The sequence below is a fragment of the Ralstonia sp. 110700041-2 genome (assembly GCF_056280165.1).
This window is the reverse complement of the sequence record NZ_JBSFAI010000020.1, coordinates 92,958-110,229: the sequence shown is the minus strand read 5'-3', so window position 1 is coordinate 110,229 and position 17,272 is coordinate 92,958. Positions and strand designations below refer to the sequence as shown.

Here is a 17,272-nt window from a genome sequence, read left to right as displayed (position 1 = left end):
ACTACCCACGTGAAGTTTGGAGTCGAAACATGCCCCCGGAAACCTCTCCGCATTGGCCAGCGCACCTTCCCCGTCATCTGACGCTGCCCGCGACCAATCTGTACTTCAACGCCGAGGTTTCGGCAGCCCGCTATCCAGACAAGCCGTTCATCGTCTTCTACGACACGCCCATCACGTTTGCGCAGTTCAAGGACGAGACCGAAAGGATTGCCGGCTATCTGCAGCAACACTGCGACGTGAAGGCCGGAGACCGCGTGCTGCTGTACATGCAGAACAGCCCGCAATGGATGCTCGCCTATTACGGCATCCTGCGCGCCAACGCCGTCGTTGTGCCCGTCAACCCGATGAACATGACGGATGAACTGCGTCACTACGTAGAGGACGGCGGCGCGCGCACGGCCTTCGTCGCGCAGAATTTGTACGAACGCATCGCGCCGCTCGTCGGCGATGCTGATGGACAGCTTGCGCACACCATCGTCGCGACGTACAGCGATTACCTGAAGCAGCCATCCAGCATCACGCCGCCGGAGTTCGTCAGTGCGCCACGCCATATCAGCGGCGGTGACCACATTGGCGTCACGCATTGGAACGACATGCTGGATGCGCGCGTTGCGCCAGGGCCACTGACCGCAGGGCCGGACGATCTCTGCGTGATGCCGTATACGTCGGGCACGACGGGCAAGCCGAAGGGCTGCATGCACACACACCGCAGCGTCATGTGCACCGCGCTCGGCGTGGTCAACTGGGCGAGCGGCACGCAGAACTCGATCCTGCTGTCGGTACTGCCGCTGTTCCATGTGACCGGCATGCAGAGTGGGCTGAACGCGCCGCTGTTCAGCGGCGCAACCGTCGTCGTGCTGCCGCGCTGGGATCGTGATGCAGTCGGTCGCGCGATCGCACACCATCGGGTGACGGAATGGTGGTCCATCTCCACCATGGCCGTCGATTTCCTATCGAACCCGAAGCTCGATGACTACGACCTGTCGAGCTTGCGTGTAGTGGCCGGCGGCGGCGCGGCGATGCCGGACGCCGTCGCCAAGAAACTGCATGACAAGACCGGCATCGAGTACATCGAAGGCTACGGCCTGTCGGAAACGATCGCCCCGACGCACATCAACCCGCCGCACCGGCCGAAGTCGAATTGCCTCGGCATTCCGATCTTCGATGTCGACGCCCGCATCGTCGACCCGCAAACGCTTGAAGAGCTGCCGCAAGGCGAGACCGGCGAAATCGTGACGCATGGCCCGCAGCTGATGCAAGGCTATTGGCGCAATCCCGAAGCCACGCGCGAAGCGTTCATCGAGATCGACGGCAAGCGCTTTCTGCGCACCGGCGACCTCGCCAGGAAAGACGAGGATGGCTATTTCTTCATGGCGGATCGCCTGAAGCGGATGATCAACGCATCGGGCTACAAGGTGTGGCCAGCCGAGGTCGAGACCATGATGTACTACCACCCGGCGATTCAGGAAGTCTGCGTGATTGCCGCGCGCGACACACATCGCGGCGAGACTGTGAAGGCGTTCGTCGTGCGCAATGCACGGCATACGCAAGCCGTGACCGAAGACGACATCATCACGTGGGCCCGCGAGAACATGGCGGCCTACAAGGCACCGCGCATTGTTGAATTTGTCGAGTCATTGCCCAAATCGGGCACCGGCAAGATCATGTGGCGCGAGCTTCAGGAGCAGGAAGCCGCGAAGGCCGCACGAACCGCAAGCTGAGCCGATCAACGTAATCCACATCCCTCTCTGGAGACTCAACCGTGTTCACCCTCCCCGGCAAGTTGCTGCTGCTGGCTGTGTATGGCACCGCTGTCTGCAGTTACCTGGCGGCGCTGCCGCTAACGCCGGACGCCATCCACTGGTTGCGCATCGTGGCGGCGGTGCTGCTGGGCGTGCATGTGCTTGAGGTGCTCATCTGCTTCAGACAGGTGGCACTGCACAAGGGGTCGCTGTTCGATAGCGTGCTGCTGACGCTGCTCTTCGGTGTCCTGCACTGGAAGCCGACGGCCGATGCCGCGCGTCGCCCGCGCTGATCGCAGCGCAGCACCCCGAACACATCGATCGGCCACTCAGACAGTGGCCTCAAAGAACGACAGCCCCGCCATGACAACACCGACCACCAGCAGTACGGTCGGAGTGCGCGTGTTGGCATCGAAACCAGGGTGCCGCGCCACACGCGCCTCTAATGCCCGATTCACTGACTGCAATATCTGACGCTCGTCCGCATCGACCTTGTCGAAGATGTCCGTCAACGCGTTGTCCGTATCCGGAAACGGATCGCGCAGGAGCAGCGCCGCATCGGCACTGGCGTGATGAACACCTTCGGTTCCAGCGCCTTGGCTGCACAGATGCCGAAGGAGAGCTTCCACATCTTCAGAAACAGCATCGGTGGGACCAGAGCCAACGTGATCTGATGCACGTCGGTTTCTCGAAAATCGCCGCGCGCCGGGATGCGAGCAAACAGCCGATCGTAGCGCTCTATGACGTCCACGCTGTAGTACTGCACGAGATCGGGGAAGTTGCCCGATTCGGCGATCAGCAGTTTGGTCCGACCCGAGGCAGCGGATTCACCAATTCGCTCCCACCAGCGCATCAGAATCTCGTGCAGCAGCGCCTCGCTGGTCCCTTGAAAGGTATCAATGAAGACTTCGCCTTCAGCCAGCACTGGCAAGAGGTTTTCCTGGATCACTGCCTTGAACAGATCTTCCTTGCCGGCGAAATACAGGTAGACGGTGCCTTTGGATACCCCTGCGGCCGCGGCGACATCTTCCAGCCGCGTGGCCGCACAGCCGCGCACAACGAACAGGTCCAACGCAGCGGAGACCAGCGCTTGCGGCCGGGTTTTCTTGCGTCGGACCCAGCGTTTAGCGGACGTCTCGCGGCTTTGACGCTTCACGGCACCCACTCCAAAAGTGTATGGCCGACTCGTTCCGGGAGCCTCTAAAAGGAATGTCTACAAGAACGGCGTGATCACTGCGAAGTCCGTTCCAAGCCGCCAAGGGCATAACCCCGATTCAGGTTCCATTCCTGTGCCTGCGCGCGCTCCAAGGCGCAATAGGCGTAATAAAACACCACGGACTGATAAGCCCAGACAAGCATCGCAATCGTATAGAAGACCGCGTGATCATCGTCACCCGGTATATGGTAGAAGTCATAGATGCTGGCAATCGTCTGTGCGGATACCAACGCCAGGATCACGCCGAAAGCGATCCGCTTCTCTCCGGCGCTTAGCAATTTCTTGATCACGTAAGCGACGTAAACCGAGAACAAAGACCACATCACCAGATAGAAGTAAGGCTTTGGTCCCACCATGAAATCTGCTGTCCATACCACCACGGTTGCCGCCAGCGCGCCCAACACATACATGACATCAGCGCCCATCGATGGCTTGTATCGATGCGTCACAGCCATCATGCCGGCGATCCCGATCACCGGTACACCGGCGGTTCTGGAAAATGCATCGCAAAAAAGCGAGATGTTCAAGAACATCCGTTCGCCGGTTAATGCATTGGTCAATAAGTTCGTCGCCGAGAATGTCACAACCAGCCACTCGAACCCGAGCAGGAAGTTTCGCTTCTTGAGAAGCTTGATCCCATAGATTAACGACGTCGTGATCAAGGTGAAATCAGCGAGGCAATAAAGATAATATTTTGGTTCCATGATGAATTCCGGTGGTGTCGATGAATGCCTTCACCATTGCACTTATCTACGAATATCAATCCTTTCTTATCGGCTGGCGATGAATTGCGCGAGGTCTTCGATATCCTGTTGCGACAACGGACCGGCCATCGCCGCCATCGCGCCGGTGGCATCGTGGCGCTTACCGGTCTTAAAGTTCGTGAGCTGATCGACCAGGTAGTCGTAGCCCTGCCCTGCCAATCGGGGATACGCGTCCTTCCCCTCGAGCTGCTGCCCATGGCAGGCGGCGCAGTTCTTGGCTTTGGCCAGCGCCTCGCCGCGTGCTACGCGCGCCGCATCGGCATGGAAGCTCGTGTTGGGCAGCGGCGTCATCTGCGAGAAATGCGTCACCATCGACTCGAACTCGTGCTCCGAAAGGCTGAGCGCAAATGGCGTCATGGTCGGGTCGCTACGCTCGCCACTGGCGAATGCCTTGAGCTGCTTCCTGAGATAGGCCTCCTTCTGCCCCGCCAGGCGCGGATAGGCCTGGGTAACGGCGTTGCCTTCGAAGCCGTGGCAGTAAATGCAAGAATCGCTGGCGCGCGGCCAAGGGCCGTTCACACGTGCGTTGTTGTCCGAGATCTTGTCGACCTCATTGCTTATCCGCAGCAGGCCATAGACTTCGGGCCCATAGACGATGCCGCCGACCACCGCAGCCGCCAACAGCAGCCAGCCCGACAGGATGAGCATCCGCTTGCCGCGGCTGCGTGGTTTCGTTGTGGTATTCATCAAGCCTTCCCCCCGGCTACGGCCTGCAGCGCCTGCAACGCTGCCTTGTGGCCGGAACGCACCGCACCGTCCATGTAACCCGCCCAGATTTCCGCCGTTTCCGTGCCCGACCAGATCAGCTTGCCAACAGACGGATGCAGGGCTTCACCGTACGTGGTGAGAAAACCGGGCGGCATCGGCGACACGCAGCTCAGCGTCCATTTGTCTGCCTTGAGCCAATCACGCTGATGGAATGCGATGGGGTGCAGCGCTTCGTCGCCAAACGCCTCGGCATAGATCTGCGAGAGCTGGGCCTCGGCCTCCTTCGGATCGGCCGGCAGCATGCTGATGTGCACGAATGCGTTGATCACGCCGAACGAGACATCCTCCGGCGAGTTGTCGTACGCCCAAAGCACCGGCCCTCCCGGTTGAAAAATCCAGCCGTTCAGGCCCTTGTCGCGCCAGAACGCTTTCTTGTAGACGTGCGTCGTCTTGCGTCCGGGCGCAAACGCCGGCCAGCGGCGCTGCATTTCGCGGCGTTTCTCCGGCAGCGGCGGGTCGAAGGCGATCTGATTGCACAACATCGGCGCGAGCGCGACGATCACGTTACGCGCACGGACCACACCATTGGCGGTATGAATGGCGACTGGTCCGTTCTGCCAGTTCTCAATGCGCAGCACGGGGCTCGACAGTCGGACCTTGTTACCCAACGCTTCCGCCATCTTGATCGACAGAATCTGCGAACCGCCCGAGAGTCGGGTGCCTTGCGCGCCGTCCTTAACCGCTTCGAGCCGGTCGTAGTTGCATTCGGCTGAATTGACCATCGACAACCAGTGCAGCAGCGACAGTCGCGCCGGCGAGGCGCCACCCGTGATCGCCAAGCCGGTCGACCAACCGATCTGGTCTGCGTTTGCGATGTTCTTTTTCACCAGCCAGTCGCCGACCGACATCGCGTCGAACTCGGCGGCGCGCGGCGATTTCCACGGCGCGCCGCACGGCACGCTCTTAGCCAGCTCCTCGAGTTCATGTGCAATCTTCGGATCCGTGCCGAAGCCGCCCTCGGTATCGACTGCGGCACGCGCGCCACCGGCCAGCATCACGGTCTTGCCCTGCCAGTAGGTTGGAAACGTGCCAACTCCCAGCTCGCGAGCCAGATCGGCAACCGCAGTCTGACCCGGCCCGATCCATTGGCCGCCCGATTCCGAGAAGTAGCCTTTGCCGAGATCGTGGTTGAGGGTGCGTCCGCCAACACGGTCGCGTGCCTCCAGCACCACGAAGGATTCGCACTCCGCACGCTTCAGGTCACGTGCAGCGGTCAGGCCGGCCAGCCCGGCACCGATGATGGCCACCTCGAGCACGTCGCGCTCATCGCCGGCGGCAACAGCGGCGCTCGCCACCTTGGGCAATACCGCCGCCGTCGCCGCAGCTGTCACCGATGCGGCCATGCCGAGAAAGCCACGCCGCGTGAGCGCTGCCGCCTCCGGCGCCTCATCGCCTTTCTTTGCAAAATCGTCCATCTTGCTTCCCGCCTAGCTTGAAAAATCTGCGTGGTTTATCGGCTTGCGATGTAGTGCGCGAGGTCGTCGATATCCTGCTGCGACAGCGCTCCGACGACCGCAGTCATTGAACCCGTGGCATCGCGGCGCGCACCGCTCTTGAAGTTGTTCAACTGATCGCGCAGATAGCCGTAACCCTGCCCGGCCAACCGCGGATACAGGTCCTTGCCCTCCAACTGCTGACCATGACAAGCGGCGCAGTTGTTGGCCTTGACCAGCGCCTCGCCGCGCGCTACGCGCGCCGGATCCGCCTGGAACGTCGTGTTCGGCAACGGCGTCATCTTCGAGAAATGCGCCGCCAAGCCGTCGATCTCGTGTTGCGACATGCTCGCTGCCAGCGACGTCATAGTCGAATTGCTGCGCTCGCCGCTGGCGAAGGCGGTGAGCTGCTTCTTGAGGTAGGCCTCCGGCTGACCCGCCAGGCGCGGATAAGTCTGGGCGCGTGCGTTGCCCTCATAACCATGGCAAGACACGCACACTTCGCTAACGCGTGGCCATGGACCGCCGACACGCGTGTCCTCCTGCGTGATCTGATCGAGCTGCTTGCCAAACTGCAGCAGGCCATAGAACTCCGGCCCGTACATGACGCCGCCGACCACCACTGCGGCCAACAGCAGCGCGCCTCCCAGTACCAGAATCCGCTTGCCGCGGCCGCGTGATTTCGTTGTGGTATTCGTGTTCATCATGCTTTCCCCCCAGCCGCGGCCTGAAGCGCTTGCAATGCCGCCTTGTGGCCCGACCGTATTGCGCCGTCCATGGTGGTAATCCAGATTTCTGCGGTTTCCGTACCCGCCCAGATCAACCGGCCGATTGGCGGATGCAGCACGTCGCCGTACTTGGTGAGAAAGCCCGGAGGGATGGGCGATGTGCAGCTCAGTGACCAGTTGTCAGCCTTGCCCCAGTCGTGCTCGTGGTACGCGACGGGATGCAGCGCTTCGTCGCCAAACGCCTGGGCATAGATGCGCGAGAGCTCGGTTTCGGCAGCCTTGGGGTCGGACGGCAGCACGCCGTTGTTCACAAAGGCCGAGATCACGCCGAACGAGACATCCTCCGGCGAGTTGTCGTAGGCAAATTGGACCGGCCCCTTCAATTGCACGAGCATGCCGTCCAAGCCCTTGTCACGCCAGAACGCCTTCTTGTAGACATGCGCCGTCTTGCGCATCGGCGCATAGGCAGGCCAGCGGCGCTGCATTTCGCGGCGCTTTTCCGGCAGCGGCGGATCGAAGGCGATCTGGTTGCACAGCGATGGCGAGAGCGCGACGATCAAACTGCGCGCGCGAACCACGCACTTCGCGGTATGGATGGTCACCGGTCCGTTCTGCCAGTTCTCGATGCGCAGCACCGGGGTCGACAGGCGCACCTTGTCGCCCAGCGCCTCGGCCATCTTGATCGACAGGATCTGCGAACCGCCCGAGATGCGGCTCTCCTGTGCACCGCCCTTGATTGCTTCGAGCTGCCTGTAATTGCAATCCGCCGAGTTGATCAGGGACAGATAGTGCAGCATCGATAGTTTTTCCGGTGCAGTACCCGTCGTCAGCTGCGCGGCAAGCGCCCAGCCGATTTGGTCTTCCGGTGTGAGGTGCTTGGTTGCCAGCCAGTCGGCTAGCGACATGGCGTCGAACTCGGCAGCACGCGGTGAGGTCCACGGTGCGGCGGTCGGCACGCTCCTGGCCATCTCCTCGAGCTCGCGCCGCAGCTTCGGATCCGTGTCAAAGCCGCCGTCGTTTGCGAGGGTTGTGCGTGCGTTGCCGGCAAGCATCACTAAATCGCCCTCCCAGTGCGTCAGGAAGGTGCCGACACCCAGCTCGCGAGCCAGATTGGCAATCGCGGTCTGGCCCGGCCCGATCCATTGGCCACCCGCTTCCGAGAAGTAGCCGTTGCCGAGATCGTGGTTGAGGGTCCGTCCGCCAACGCGGTCGCGCGCCTCCAGCACCACGAAGGACTCGCACCCCGCACGCTTCAGGTCACGTGCCGCGGTCAGGCCTGCCAGCCCCGCGCCGATGATGGCCACCTCGAGCACATCGCGGCTATCGCTTGCTGCAGTGACTGCGCTCGCCACATTCGGCAGTACCGCCGCCGTTGCCGCTGCCGTCACCGATGCGGCCATGCCGAGAAAGCCGCGCCGCGTGAGCGCGGCCGCCTCCGGCGCCTCATCGTGTTTCTTTGCAATGTCGTCCATCTTGCCCCCGGGCTTAACTTGAAAAATCTGCGTGATCTATTGGCTTGCGATGCATTGCGCAAAGTCGTCGATATCCTGTCGCGACAGCACTCCGACGCCCCTGGCATCGCGCCAGTGACATCGCTGCGTGCACCGCCCTTGAAGCGGCTGAGCCCTCCCCATGCGCTCCATGGGGAGGACGGATGCACTGGAGTCAGTCAAAGTGGCCAACCTCGACAAAGTCGTCCTGCTGGAGCAGCGCATGCGGGTCGGTCATCACCCCGTTGCGCTCGACAAATCCTGCATAGGTCGTGCTGCACGACCACCCGAGCAGCCGCTGCATTTCCTCAGGGAAGCGCTTGACGCGCTCGATGGGCAACGTCAGGTAGTGGTTCTCTTCCTGCCGCAGGATCGCGAGGTCATACGACATGGTCAGCCCCGTGCGCGGCGCATTGCTCCGGTTCTGACCACCGCCGTGGTACGTCGAACCGATGAAGATCAGTGCATCGCCGGCCTCCATCGAGGTCGGGATCGCCTCTTCCTGCTTTGGCATGCGTTCGTCATCCCACTTGTGGCTGCCCGGGATGACCAAGGTCCCGCCGTTCTCTTCGGAGAAATCGGTGATGGCGATCATGATCTGCACGCGAGCTTCCCGCTTGTAGCCAGGGTGCCGCCACAGCCAGACCGAATCGTCGCGATGCAACGGCTGCATGCCCTGACCAGGTCGAATCTGGATAGCCTGCGTCACACCCACCTGAATATCGGGGGCCACCTCGACCTGGTTCTCACCGCTCCAGAGCTTGATCGGCTTCTGCAGAATGAGGCGTGCGGTTTCGAGATACAGCGGGTTCAGCGCGACGTCGACCATATGATCGGTGCGGGCAAACAGACGTGACAGCCGCCGCGTTTGCGTACCGGCAAAGTATTCGTCCACCCCATTCGGCGTGGTTTCGAGCATCGGAAGAAGGTCCTTCTTCAGGTGTTCGAGCAGGCTGGGGCTGAGGAAGCCCTTCACGATCGCACCGCCGTCTTCTTCAATGACGGACGCGAGTTCAGAGGGCGCTGCTGAATTGGGGAAACGCTTGACGGACATGGTGTTACCTCACGTTGATGTTGAGGGCTGAATAGCGGCAAAACGGCCCAAGGCGTCGTGTTGCTTTGCAGTGAAAGCGCTCGCCTTCAGGCTGCCGCGTGCCGCACTTTGCGGTTCAATCGATCGTCCAATATGTTTGCCGCAGCCAGAGCCCCATTGAGGAGACACCAGCGGAACGGCTCTGGCGGCAGCGTGGGCGTGTCGTAGCGCAACGCTGCCAGCAGCGGCGGCTCGGACCCGCGAATCTTCTGGGCGAGCATGTTCCCGAGCATGGATTGACTGGCCAAACCATGACCAGAACACCCGGCGGTGTAGTAGATGTTCTGGTTTGCGCCGGTGGTGCCGACCACGGGAAGCGCGTTGCCGGCGGTGCTGATGTAGCCGCTCCAGCAATGCCGCAATGCGACGTCCTTCAAGGTGGGCAAACGCTCATGGAGGTTTGCTCTCAGCGCTCGATACTGGTCGTAGGCGGGCACGTTCGGCGTTTCTGATCCGTACGGATAGTGGATGCGCTTGACGGTGGAGATGATTGTGTTACGTGCCGTCAGCCGGAAGCTCTCCATGCTGTAGTGGCCCGTCACGATGCCTTCGCGCCTTGGCCAATCCAGCGAGGCCAACTGCACTGCGGACAGCGATTCGGTCTCAATTGCCGAGATCCGCAATGGCACGACCTTGTTTGCAAGCAAACCGAGCTGCGGGGTGTAGGCATTGGTGGCCAGCAACAGCACCGGGGCACTGACGCTACCGCGCGGAGTCTTCACCTGAATGACCGGCCCTTCGGTGTAAGACAGCAGCGGCGTGTTCTCGTAGAGCTTCACGCGAGCCCGCAGCGCGGCACGCCGCAGCCCCATGACGTATTTGCCCGGGTGGAGCGTTCCTCCGGCCGGCGTGTATTCACCAAACAGAAACGCCGGTGGAATCCCGCGTGCGCGCATTTGCGCGTGATCGAGAAATTCCGACTTGTGGCCGTGTTCGGTACCGACCAGCATATCGGCGCGGATCTTCTTTTCCTGCGACGGATGGACACCCGCCCGAATCCACCCGGACTGCACGTACTCGCAGTCGATATCGTGTTCCTTGAGCTTGTCTTCCACGAAGCCGACAGCGTCGTCGTAGTAGCGGACGATCTGCGTCGCCCGCTCCTTGCTGAGGCCCCTGAACATGAGGTCGTATTCGAGCGCCATGGCGCCGGCCAGATAGCCTGCGTTGCGTCCGCTGGCACCAAAGCCGGCGAAATCCCGCTCAATCACAACGACGTTCGCACCCAGCCTGGTGAGCTCCAGCGCCGCGGAAAGACCTGCAAAACCGGCACCGGCAATCACCACATCCGCGCTGACGTTGCCCTCGAGCGCATGCTGCATGTCGTCGGGCTTCTCCACCCAGCCACCCAGCGCCCGATACTTCCCCAGGTCGGCTCGCTCTTTGCCGTCCTCAAGATTCGTACTCATTTCAGACTCCCTCAGTTCCTACTCAAGATGTGGACGGCCAGCGCGGCTTCTTCGATGCCTTCCATGCCTCCACGCACGAAGACGGGATGCTTTGCCATGGTTGTCCCCTGCGACTTGTTCTGTTGAGGGTTGGGTCAATCAAACGTGGATCGATGCGCGACGGTGCGCTGCACATCAGTTGAAGCCGACTCTCATATCCGGGCGAAAGAGAAGCGGCGCCGCCCTTCTGTTTCACCGTCAAGTTGGGAGCCGTTCAGAACTTTCCGAAATGCATTGCGCATGCAGCCAGCGCTGCGACGCATGAAATCCCTCACCCGATTCTGCGGCCGACACCCGCCTTGAATGAGCGTATTACCGGCCCTCGACTTACGTTATTACGGCCTAATATTAACGGCGTGACGGCCTACATTCAAGGAAGAGCGCGTTAGGGAAAACACCGACCGGGCGCGACGCAAACGCTGTCGAGTTGGCTCAGCTTCGCTCGCTGCAAGTTACGGTGTGGCGCGGCAAACCACCGAAAGCGTTTCGCAGCGCGAGGTTGGCAGGGAACGTCCTCCGCGAGGGACTCGCGTTAAAGACGCACGCGAGCGCTGCGCGTCAGGAAGCAGTTACCGCTCGCACACAAGGACGTGAGAGAAAGCAGCTACGTTTCTCCCATTCCGTCGGATAGGCCTATAATTTGCGGAAGTTTTTGTATAAGCCACGGGAGAGTCAACGTGCCAAACAGCGCGGTCAAGCAAGGAACCCCTGACCATTCGGAGGGAGCCAAGTCCGCCGTGCGCCCATCCACACGGCGCAATCGGGAACAGCGCATTCGCGAGATCATCGAAACCGCGCGCCAGGTCTTTCAAGAAGACGGCTATGCCGGATTCGCGATACGCCGTGTAGCGGATCGCATGGGCATCACCCATGGAAATCTCCAGTACTACTTTCGCACGACGGAAGAATTGCTGCGCACGGCGCTCCCGGCCTATATGAGCCAGGTCATGGAGGACTACGCGGCAATTGCGAGTCGTCCGGGCACGGGAGCAGCGCAACGTTGCTCCGCGCTGATCAATCGCATCTTCCAGAACATCAACGAAACCGATCTGCCGAAATTCATGGTGGAGATCTGGGCATTCGCTTCGCATGAAGCCTTTGTCGCAGAACTGCTGGACGATATGCAGGCGCGTTTTCGGAGCATCTTTGCGAAGTTGTTGTCGGAAATGCATCCCACGTTGAGTCACGAAGAATGTCTGGTGCGTGCCGCCGTGATCGGTGCCCAAATGGACGGCATGACGCTATTCGCCTCCCACGGCGATTACCCCGGAAGAGACTATGTCGAGCTCGCTCGTGTTGGGAAACGCGCCGTCAAATTGGTCGTGAGTGCTTCAGCAGCAACGCTGCAAAGCGAGGTCCCTCTTCGTCGTCCACGCACACAGCACGATGGTAGCGATGCCCGTGTCAGCATTTTTGGATCTGACGGATATCTGCAGCCGGCCCTACTGGAATTGCGCGCGCGTCAGTCGACTCAAGACACCTTCCATTACAGGCCAACGGCGCAGGGCAAACGCAGAGAGCTCAAGATCAACGAGATCATCTCCATCGCCGCCAACCTGCTGGCGACGGAAGGCTATGCAAATTTCACCCTGGCACGGGTAGCCAGAGAACTCGGCACCCTGCCATCGGCGCTTCAGAACTATTTCCCGACCCATGACGACTTGCTCCGCTCGACGATGGAGGCGGTGGGGCAGGCTTATCTGGACCGCTACTCGGAGATCGGCAAACCGAGCGGCAAACCGGCACTGGAGCGCGTGCTCGAAATTGCCGCAGAAAACTTCGAGGAAACCTGTGTTCCTGCGGTGCAGCAGCTGTGGTCGGAGATGTGGGCGCTGGCCCAGCATTCGGATATCACGCGTGAACATGTGAGAAACGGCTATGCCGCCTACCGGGTGGTCTGGGCCGACCTCATCCGGGAAGTCGACGCGACGGCAACCGCGCGGGAATGCCTGGCTCGCGCAACGCTCATCACAGCCCTGCTGGACGGTGTCACGGTGCTGAGGTTTGATGCACAGCACCAATCGGTGAGCGAGGACCGCACGTTCGAACTGGTCATGGTGATGACAGCGCTCATCGCGCAAGGACGGATCGCCCCCAACGACGTTCCGTAAAGCACGAACAAAAAAAGGTGCCGTGCTGCCACGGCATCGAAAGACCCCAGAGGAGACCAAAGCTAGGATCTAGGAGACGTCACCAGCGTACGTTTTCAATAGCATCGGCTTACTGCGTTCGCTAGTTTGAGGGGGCTTGGCGATGGCGCACGCCGCTGAGGCGACGACTTTGCTTGCCTCACCGCACCTGCGTGCAGTAAGGCGCCCGGAACGGCTCGCCCGGCGTCAGCGACGGATCGTTGAGATTGCTGATGTCGTAGCCGTAGTTGCATCCTCCGGTTGGCAGGGGCCGGTAAAACAGCTTGTCGCCGTAGAACCGGTAAACCAGCGTATGGCGATCCGGGCAATCCGGGGTCACGGGCGCACCGCCGTGCAGCGAGCCCGAGTGGAACAACAGCGCATCGCCCGGCTCCAGATCCCAGGACACAACGTCCCACGACGCCGGGTCTTTTACACGGTCGGCCTCGATGTTGGGCAGTAGAGGCCAATCGGTGTTGGCCCACAGCGGTTTGGTGTGATCGTTGGGGTCGTTGTAGGACGTACCGTTGTACTGCGCCCCAAGGTGAGAGCCTCGTACGACCTCCAGCGCATTCTTGCGGGGAATCTTCTCAAAGCAGGTCCAGATGTTGAGCAACTGCGCCCCGCTGAACGGATAGTACGAAGTGTCCTGGTGCCACGGCGATCGGCCGGCCCTGCCGCCCTTCTTGATGAAGAGTTCCTCGCCGATGAACCACACATGCTCGGAATCCCAGAGCGACGCTACAAACTCATCGAGTCCCAACGCCTTGACCGTCGCGACGTGTACATCGCGGTTGTCGAAGTTGCCGTAGTCGTTGAAATGCTCATCCGGCGTACCTGCAAAGGCGTAGCCGTGCTGCGGGCTGGGGTGAGCAATCCCGTAATCGAACGCCTCGCGCATCCGCTTGAGGCGCTCGGGTGAAAACAGGCCTCGGGCGACGGTGGCGCCATCGCGCGCCAGCTCCAGCTTCATCTGCTCTGTCACTTGCATGTGAACCCCTTCTTACCTCGTTGGATAACGAACCGTCTCGAAGATGTCGGGAGACACGGGGAGACGTGTGAGCGCTTTAACTGGCCTCAGAGCCCAGCCAGCACGCCCTCTTTCGAAAACAGGATTGGCTTGCCGCCCGCGTCGATCACAGCGGCGGTGAGTGCCGCGCGGTCTTCACGCTGTGCAACCGCCAGCGGCGCGCCGTCTTCACGCTGCTTGAGCACGAGCCCATCCAGCCCAACCGCAACGAACCCGTTACCCGACGCCACAAGACCGGTGATCGAACTCTTCGTTTCGGCCTTCAACGGTTGCCAGTTCGCTCCACCATCGCTGCTCTGGAACAGGCTGCCGAGCAGACCACCCACCACAATCCGCCCATCGGGCATGGCTACACCCGACCAGAGCGAGCCCTTTCCACCGGTTGCCAGATAGTCCCAAGTGGCGCCGCCATCCGTCGACTTGAGCACCGTCCCCTGCTCGGCAGAGATGTAGAACGCGCCCTTGCCATCCGCAAACACGTGGTACAGGTTGCGGTCGGCCTTGCCGCCCCCGGGCGGTTTTGGCAGCGTCGTTTTCGTCCACGTCTTACCGCCGTCATGGGTCTGCAGCATCAAAGACCACAGGCCGATCGCAATGCCGTCGCGGTCGTTTGTAAAGAGCACCGAGAACAGCGGTTGATCGACGGCCGTATCCATGCGCTGCTTTTGCCATGTCTCACCGCCATCGCTCGTCGCGAGAATCGCGCCCCACTGCCCGACTGCCCAGCCGTGCTTTTCATCGGCAAAGGAGACAGCCGACAGCGTGGCGGACGCCGGCACCGTGCGCGCCTGCCGATACGTCTGGCCTTCATCGTCGGAGAGCAGAACGATGCCGTGCTCGCCCACGGCGACGATGCGTTTTCCGGCGCGCGTGGCGTCCAGCAGCATTCTGTTGGTCGGCGCTGGCCACGTATGCGCAGGCTTGGCGCTCCAGGTGGCGACTGTGCCGTCGGCGGGCGTTTGTGCAAACACTGCGGCAGCCGCGCACAGCGCGATGCTGGTAAGAATCGTTTTCATCATGGTTGCCTCCGGATCAGTGGCTCAACACGCCCGGCGCACGCGCTGGCTTACGCCGCGGGAACCAGCGCTCCAGCACTGAGGCCAGCGCTGGAAGCGCGGTCATCGCCATCACCAAGTTCACGATGAACATGAAGGCCAGCAGCTTGCCCATGTCCGCCTGGAACTTGAGCGCCGAGAAGCTCCACGTCGCCACACCGACGGCCAGCGTGATGGCGGTAAAGATCGTCGCCACGCACTCGAACTCGAGCGCCCGCTCCATCGCCCGCTCAATCGGGTCGCCCTCGGCCAGGTGCCGCTGCAGGCGGTTGTAGATGTACAGCGCGTAGTCCACACCGATGCCCACCGCCAGCACCATCACCGGCAAGGTCGCCACCGTCAGGCCGATCTTGAGTTCCTTCATGAACCAGTAACCAATGAAGGTGGCCACCGTCAGCGGCACGCAGCAAGCAAGCATCGAGCGCCAGTCGCGATAGGCCAGGAACACCAGGATCACGATGGCCGCGTACACGTACAGCATCATCGGCAGCTCGCTATGCTCCACCTCGTCATTGGTGGCGGCCAGCACGCCGGCATTCCCTGCCGCCAGGCGGATGTTGACGCCGGGGAACGGATGCGACACGCGGTACTGCTTGATGTCCTCCAGGATCCGGTTGATCGTCGTCGCCTTGTGGTCGGTCAGGTACAGGTGCACGGCGGTCATGCTGCAGTCGGCCTTCATGAAGCCCTTCAGACGCGCCACGTCCACCGACACCGCACCGTAGTTCTCGGGGTCGATCGGCACGACGTTCATCTTTGGATAGTCTTCGTTGTAGCCCGCGTTGTAGGTGCGCAGCATCCCCGAGTACGACTGGGCGGAGACCACGCCGGGCTCGGTGCGCATGGCGGCGGTGAATTCGTCCTCGTACAAGCCGACGGCTGGGTTGTTGCACGCCTTGCCGGTCGACTCGACGGCCACCGACAGCCAATCGAGCCCCATGTCGTAGTTGCCTGCGATGGACGTCGCATCCCGGTTGAAGCGCGCTTCCTCGCGCAACTCCGGGGCGCCAGGCTGCAGCGTGCCGATCACACGGTCACGGCTCTGCCAGACCGCCAGCCCAAACACCATCAACGTGATCAACAACGTGACGCCGGCGTACTTTGGCTGGGCAACCTTCGACAGAGGACGCAGCACCGCCGAGCGCCAAGCCGCACGCTTGAGCGCGCTCTGCGCATACGCCTGCGTGAAGTTGAAACACGAGGCAGCCACCGGCAGCAGGATCAGGTTCGTCACGATCTTGTAGGCCACGCCCAGCGAGGCCGTGATTGCCAGCTCCCGCACCATCGGAATCGGGATCAGCAGTAGCGTGATGAACGAGACGAAGGCCGTCACGAGGGCCAGCACGCCCGGGATCAGCAGACCGCTGAAGCTGTGGCGTGCGGCGTCGTACGAGCTATTGCCGCGGGCAATCTCGCGCACGATGAAGTTGACCTGCTGCACGCCGTGTGACACCCCGATGGCAAAGACCAGGAACGGCACCAACACCGCCAGCGGATCCAGCCCGAAGCCCAGCAGCCGCAGCGTGCCGAACTGCCAGACCAACGACGACAGCGAACACACGATCAGCAGCACCGTGAAGCGCACGGAATGGCAATACCAGTACACCGAGAGAGCCGTCAGCAGCAGCGCGATCACGCAGAAGACGAGCACGCCCTTGGCGCCATCGGCAATGTCACCAATCTGCTTGGCGAAGCCGATGATCTGAACTTCGTAGCCGGCATCTTCAAACGGCTTGCGGATCTTGTCTTCAAGCGTGTGGTTGAACGCCACGTAGTCGAGCACCTTGCCGGCACTGTCGCGCTCGTTCAGCTCTGCGGTGATCATCGCGCTGTCTTCGTTATGCGAGACGAGCGTGCCCACGTAGCCGCCGAGCGTGGTCGCGCGACGAATACTCGCCACGACTTCAGGCGTGAGCTGATCCGGCGTGATGTTGCCCGAGATGATCGGCTCGGCGCGGAAGCCTTCTTCGGTGATCTCGTTGACGAACGCGTTGGGCGTCCACAGCGAGCGCACACCGATGCGATCCACGTTCGGCAGGTAAATGACCGCCTGAGTCACCTTGTACAACCGTGTGAGCCCTTCCGGCGTCCAGATGGAACCCTTCTTCGCGCGTACCACCACCGTGATGCGATTGGCCCCGAGCAGATCGTTCCGGTACTTCTGGAACGTCTGGATGTATTCATGGCCGATCGGCATCTGCTTCTCGAAGCCCGCATCCATGCGCAGTTGCACGGCAAACACGGCCATTCCTGCAGTGAAGAGGCCAATCACCGCGAGTACGATCATGCGGTGACCGAAGAAGGCTTTTTCCAGCCCCGCAACAAGACGATTCAACACGACACTACCCCTTCAAGTATTTCTGGCGGCGCACCGCG

Annotated in this window: 15 protein-coding genes; 3 read left to right on the top strand and 12 right to left on the bottom strand. The window is 61.5% G+C overall.

Features of this window, described 5'->3' with window-relative positions:
* Positions 1-29 precede the first annotated feature (29 nt).
* Together ACUXH0_RS24670 and ACUXH0_RS24665 are read left to right on the top strand one after the other, a co-directional pair.
* The gene (locus ACUXH0_RS24670) at positions 30-1,721 is read left to right on the top strand and encodes a long-chain fatty acid--CoA ligase (RefSeq protein WP_015855720.1); all 1,692 of its coding nucleotides are present in this window, start codon (positions 30-32) and stop codon (positions 1,719-1,721) included.
* A gap of 41 nt (positions 1,722-1,762) precedes the next feature.
* Positions 1,763-2,035, top strand: coding sequence for a hypothetical protein (locus ACUXH0_RS24665; protein WP_015855719.1), 273 nt, complete (start codon positions 1,763-1,765; stop codon positions 2,033-2,035).
* Positions 2,036-2,071: 36 nt separating this feature from the next.
* Here ACUXH0_RS24665 and ACUXH0_RS24660 read toward each other — a convergent pair whose 3' ends face one another.
* From ACUXH0_RS24660 to ACUXH0_RS24620, 9 genes are all read right to left on the bottom strand, one after another.
* The gene (locus tag ACUXH0_RS24660; RefSeq protein WP_024542196.1) at positions 2,072-2,254 is read right to left on the bottom strand and encodes a hypothetical protein; all 183 of its coding nucleotides are present in this window, start codon (positions 2,252-2,254) and stop codon (positions 2,072-2,074) included.
* Positions 2,251-2,898: a TetR/AcrR family transcriptional regulator gene (locus ACUXH0_RS24655; RefSeq protein WP_182594791.1), complete on the bottom strand. Its 648-nt coding sequence runs from the start codon at positions 2,896-2,898 to the stop codon at positions 2,251-2,253. The genes ACUXH0_RS24660 and ACUXH0_RS24655 overlap by 4 nt, the downstream gene beginning before the upstream one ends.
* A gap of 74 nt (positions 2,899-2,972) precedes the next feature.
* A complete protein-coding gene (locus ACUXH0_RS24650; protein ID WP_182594790.1) occupies positions 2,973-3,662 on the bottom strand; it encodes a hypothetical protein in 690 nt (229 codons plus the stop codon).
* 66 nt (positions 3,663-3,728) lie between these two features.
* On the bottom strand, positions 3,729-4,409 hold the full coding sequence (locus ACUXH0_RS24645) for a c-type cytochrome (protein WP_182594789.1): 681 nt from the start codon (positions 4,407-4,409) through the stop codon (positions 3,729-3,731).
* The gene (locus ACUXH0_RS24640; RefSeq protein WP_182594788.1) at positions 4,409-5,905 is read right to left on the bottom strand and encodes a flavin monoamine oxidase family protein; all 1,497 of its coding nucleotides are present in this window, start codon (positions 5,903-5,905) and stop codon (positions 4,409-4,411) included. Before ACUXH0_RS24640 ends, ACUXH0_RS24645 begins: the two co-directional genes overlap by 1 nt.
* A 35-nt stretch (positions 5,906-5,940) precedes the next feature.
* Entirely contained in the window at positions 5,941-6,630 is a 690-nt protein-coding gene (locus tag ACUXH0_RS24635) for a c-type cytochrome (protein ID WP_137911000.1), read from the bottom strand.
* Complete coding sequence (locus ACUXH0_RS24630) at positions 6,627-8,123, bottom strand: flavin monoamine oxidase family protein (protein ID WP_182594787.1); 1,497 nt, start codon at positions 8,121-8,123, stop codon at positions 6,627-6,629. The genes ACUXH0_RS24635 and ACUXH0_RS24630 overlap by 4 nt, the downstream gene beginning before the upstream one ends.
* A gap of 193 nt (positions 8,124-8,316) precedes the next feature.
* The gene (locus ACUXH0_RS24625; RefSeq protein WP_012430350.1) at positions 8,317-9,195 is read right to left on the bottom strand and encodes a phytanoyl-CoA dioxygenase family protein; all 879 of its coding nucleotides are present in this window, start codon (positions 9,193-9,195) and stop codon (positions 8,317-8,319) included.
* A gap of 86 nt (positions 9,196-9,281) precedes the next feature.
* Positions 9,282-10,643 (bottom strand): NAD(P)/FAD-dependent oxidoreductase, encoded by a 1,362-nt coding sequence (locus ACUXH0_RS24620; protein WP_182594786.1) that lies wholly within the window; start codon positions 10,641-10,643, stop codon positions 9,282-9,284.
* Between the two features lie 716 nt (positions 10,644-11,359).
* Between ACUXH0_RS24620 and ACUXH0_RS24615 the strand changes: the two genes are divergently transcribed.
* Positions 11,360-12,793: a TetR/AcrR family transcriptional regulator gene (locus ACUXH0_RS24615; protein ID WP_182594785.1), complete on the top strand. Its 1,434-nt coding sequence runs from the start codon at positions 11,360-11,362 to the stop codon at positions 12,791-12,793.
* A 178-nt stretch (positions 12,794-12,971) separates the two neighbouring features.
* Here the strand turns inward: ACUXH0_RS24615 and ACUXH0_RS24610 are convergent, their stop codons facing one another.
* The 3 genes from ACUXH0_RS24610 to ACUXH0_RS24600 form a co-directional block, all read right to left on the bottom strand.
* On the bottom strand, positions 12,972-13,784 hold the full coding sequence (locus ACUXH0_RS24610; protein WP_259393758.1) for a phytanoyl-CoA dioxygenase family protein: 813 nt from the start codon (positions 13,782-13,784) through the stop codon (positions 12,972-12,974).
* A 104-nt stretch (positions 13,785-13,888) separates the two neighbouring features.
* Positions 13,889-14,860 carry a WD40/YVTN/BNR-like repeat-containing protein gene (locus ACUXH0_RS24605; RefSeq protein WP_024974765.1) on the bottom strand — a complete coding sequence of 324 codons (972 nt, stop codon included), beginning with the start codon at positions 14,858-14,860 and terminating at the stop codon, positions 13,889-13,891.
* Positions 14,861-14,873: 13 nt separating this feature from the next.
* Positions 14,874-17,234, bottom strand: coding sequence for an efflux RND transporter permease subunit (locus tag ACUXH0_RS24600; protein ID WP_182594783.1), 2,361 nt, complete (start codon positions 17,232-17,234; stop codon positions 14,874-14,876).
* Between the last annotated feature and the right edge of the window lie 38 nt (positions 17,235-17,272).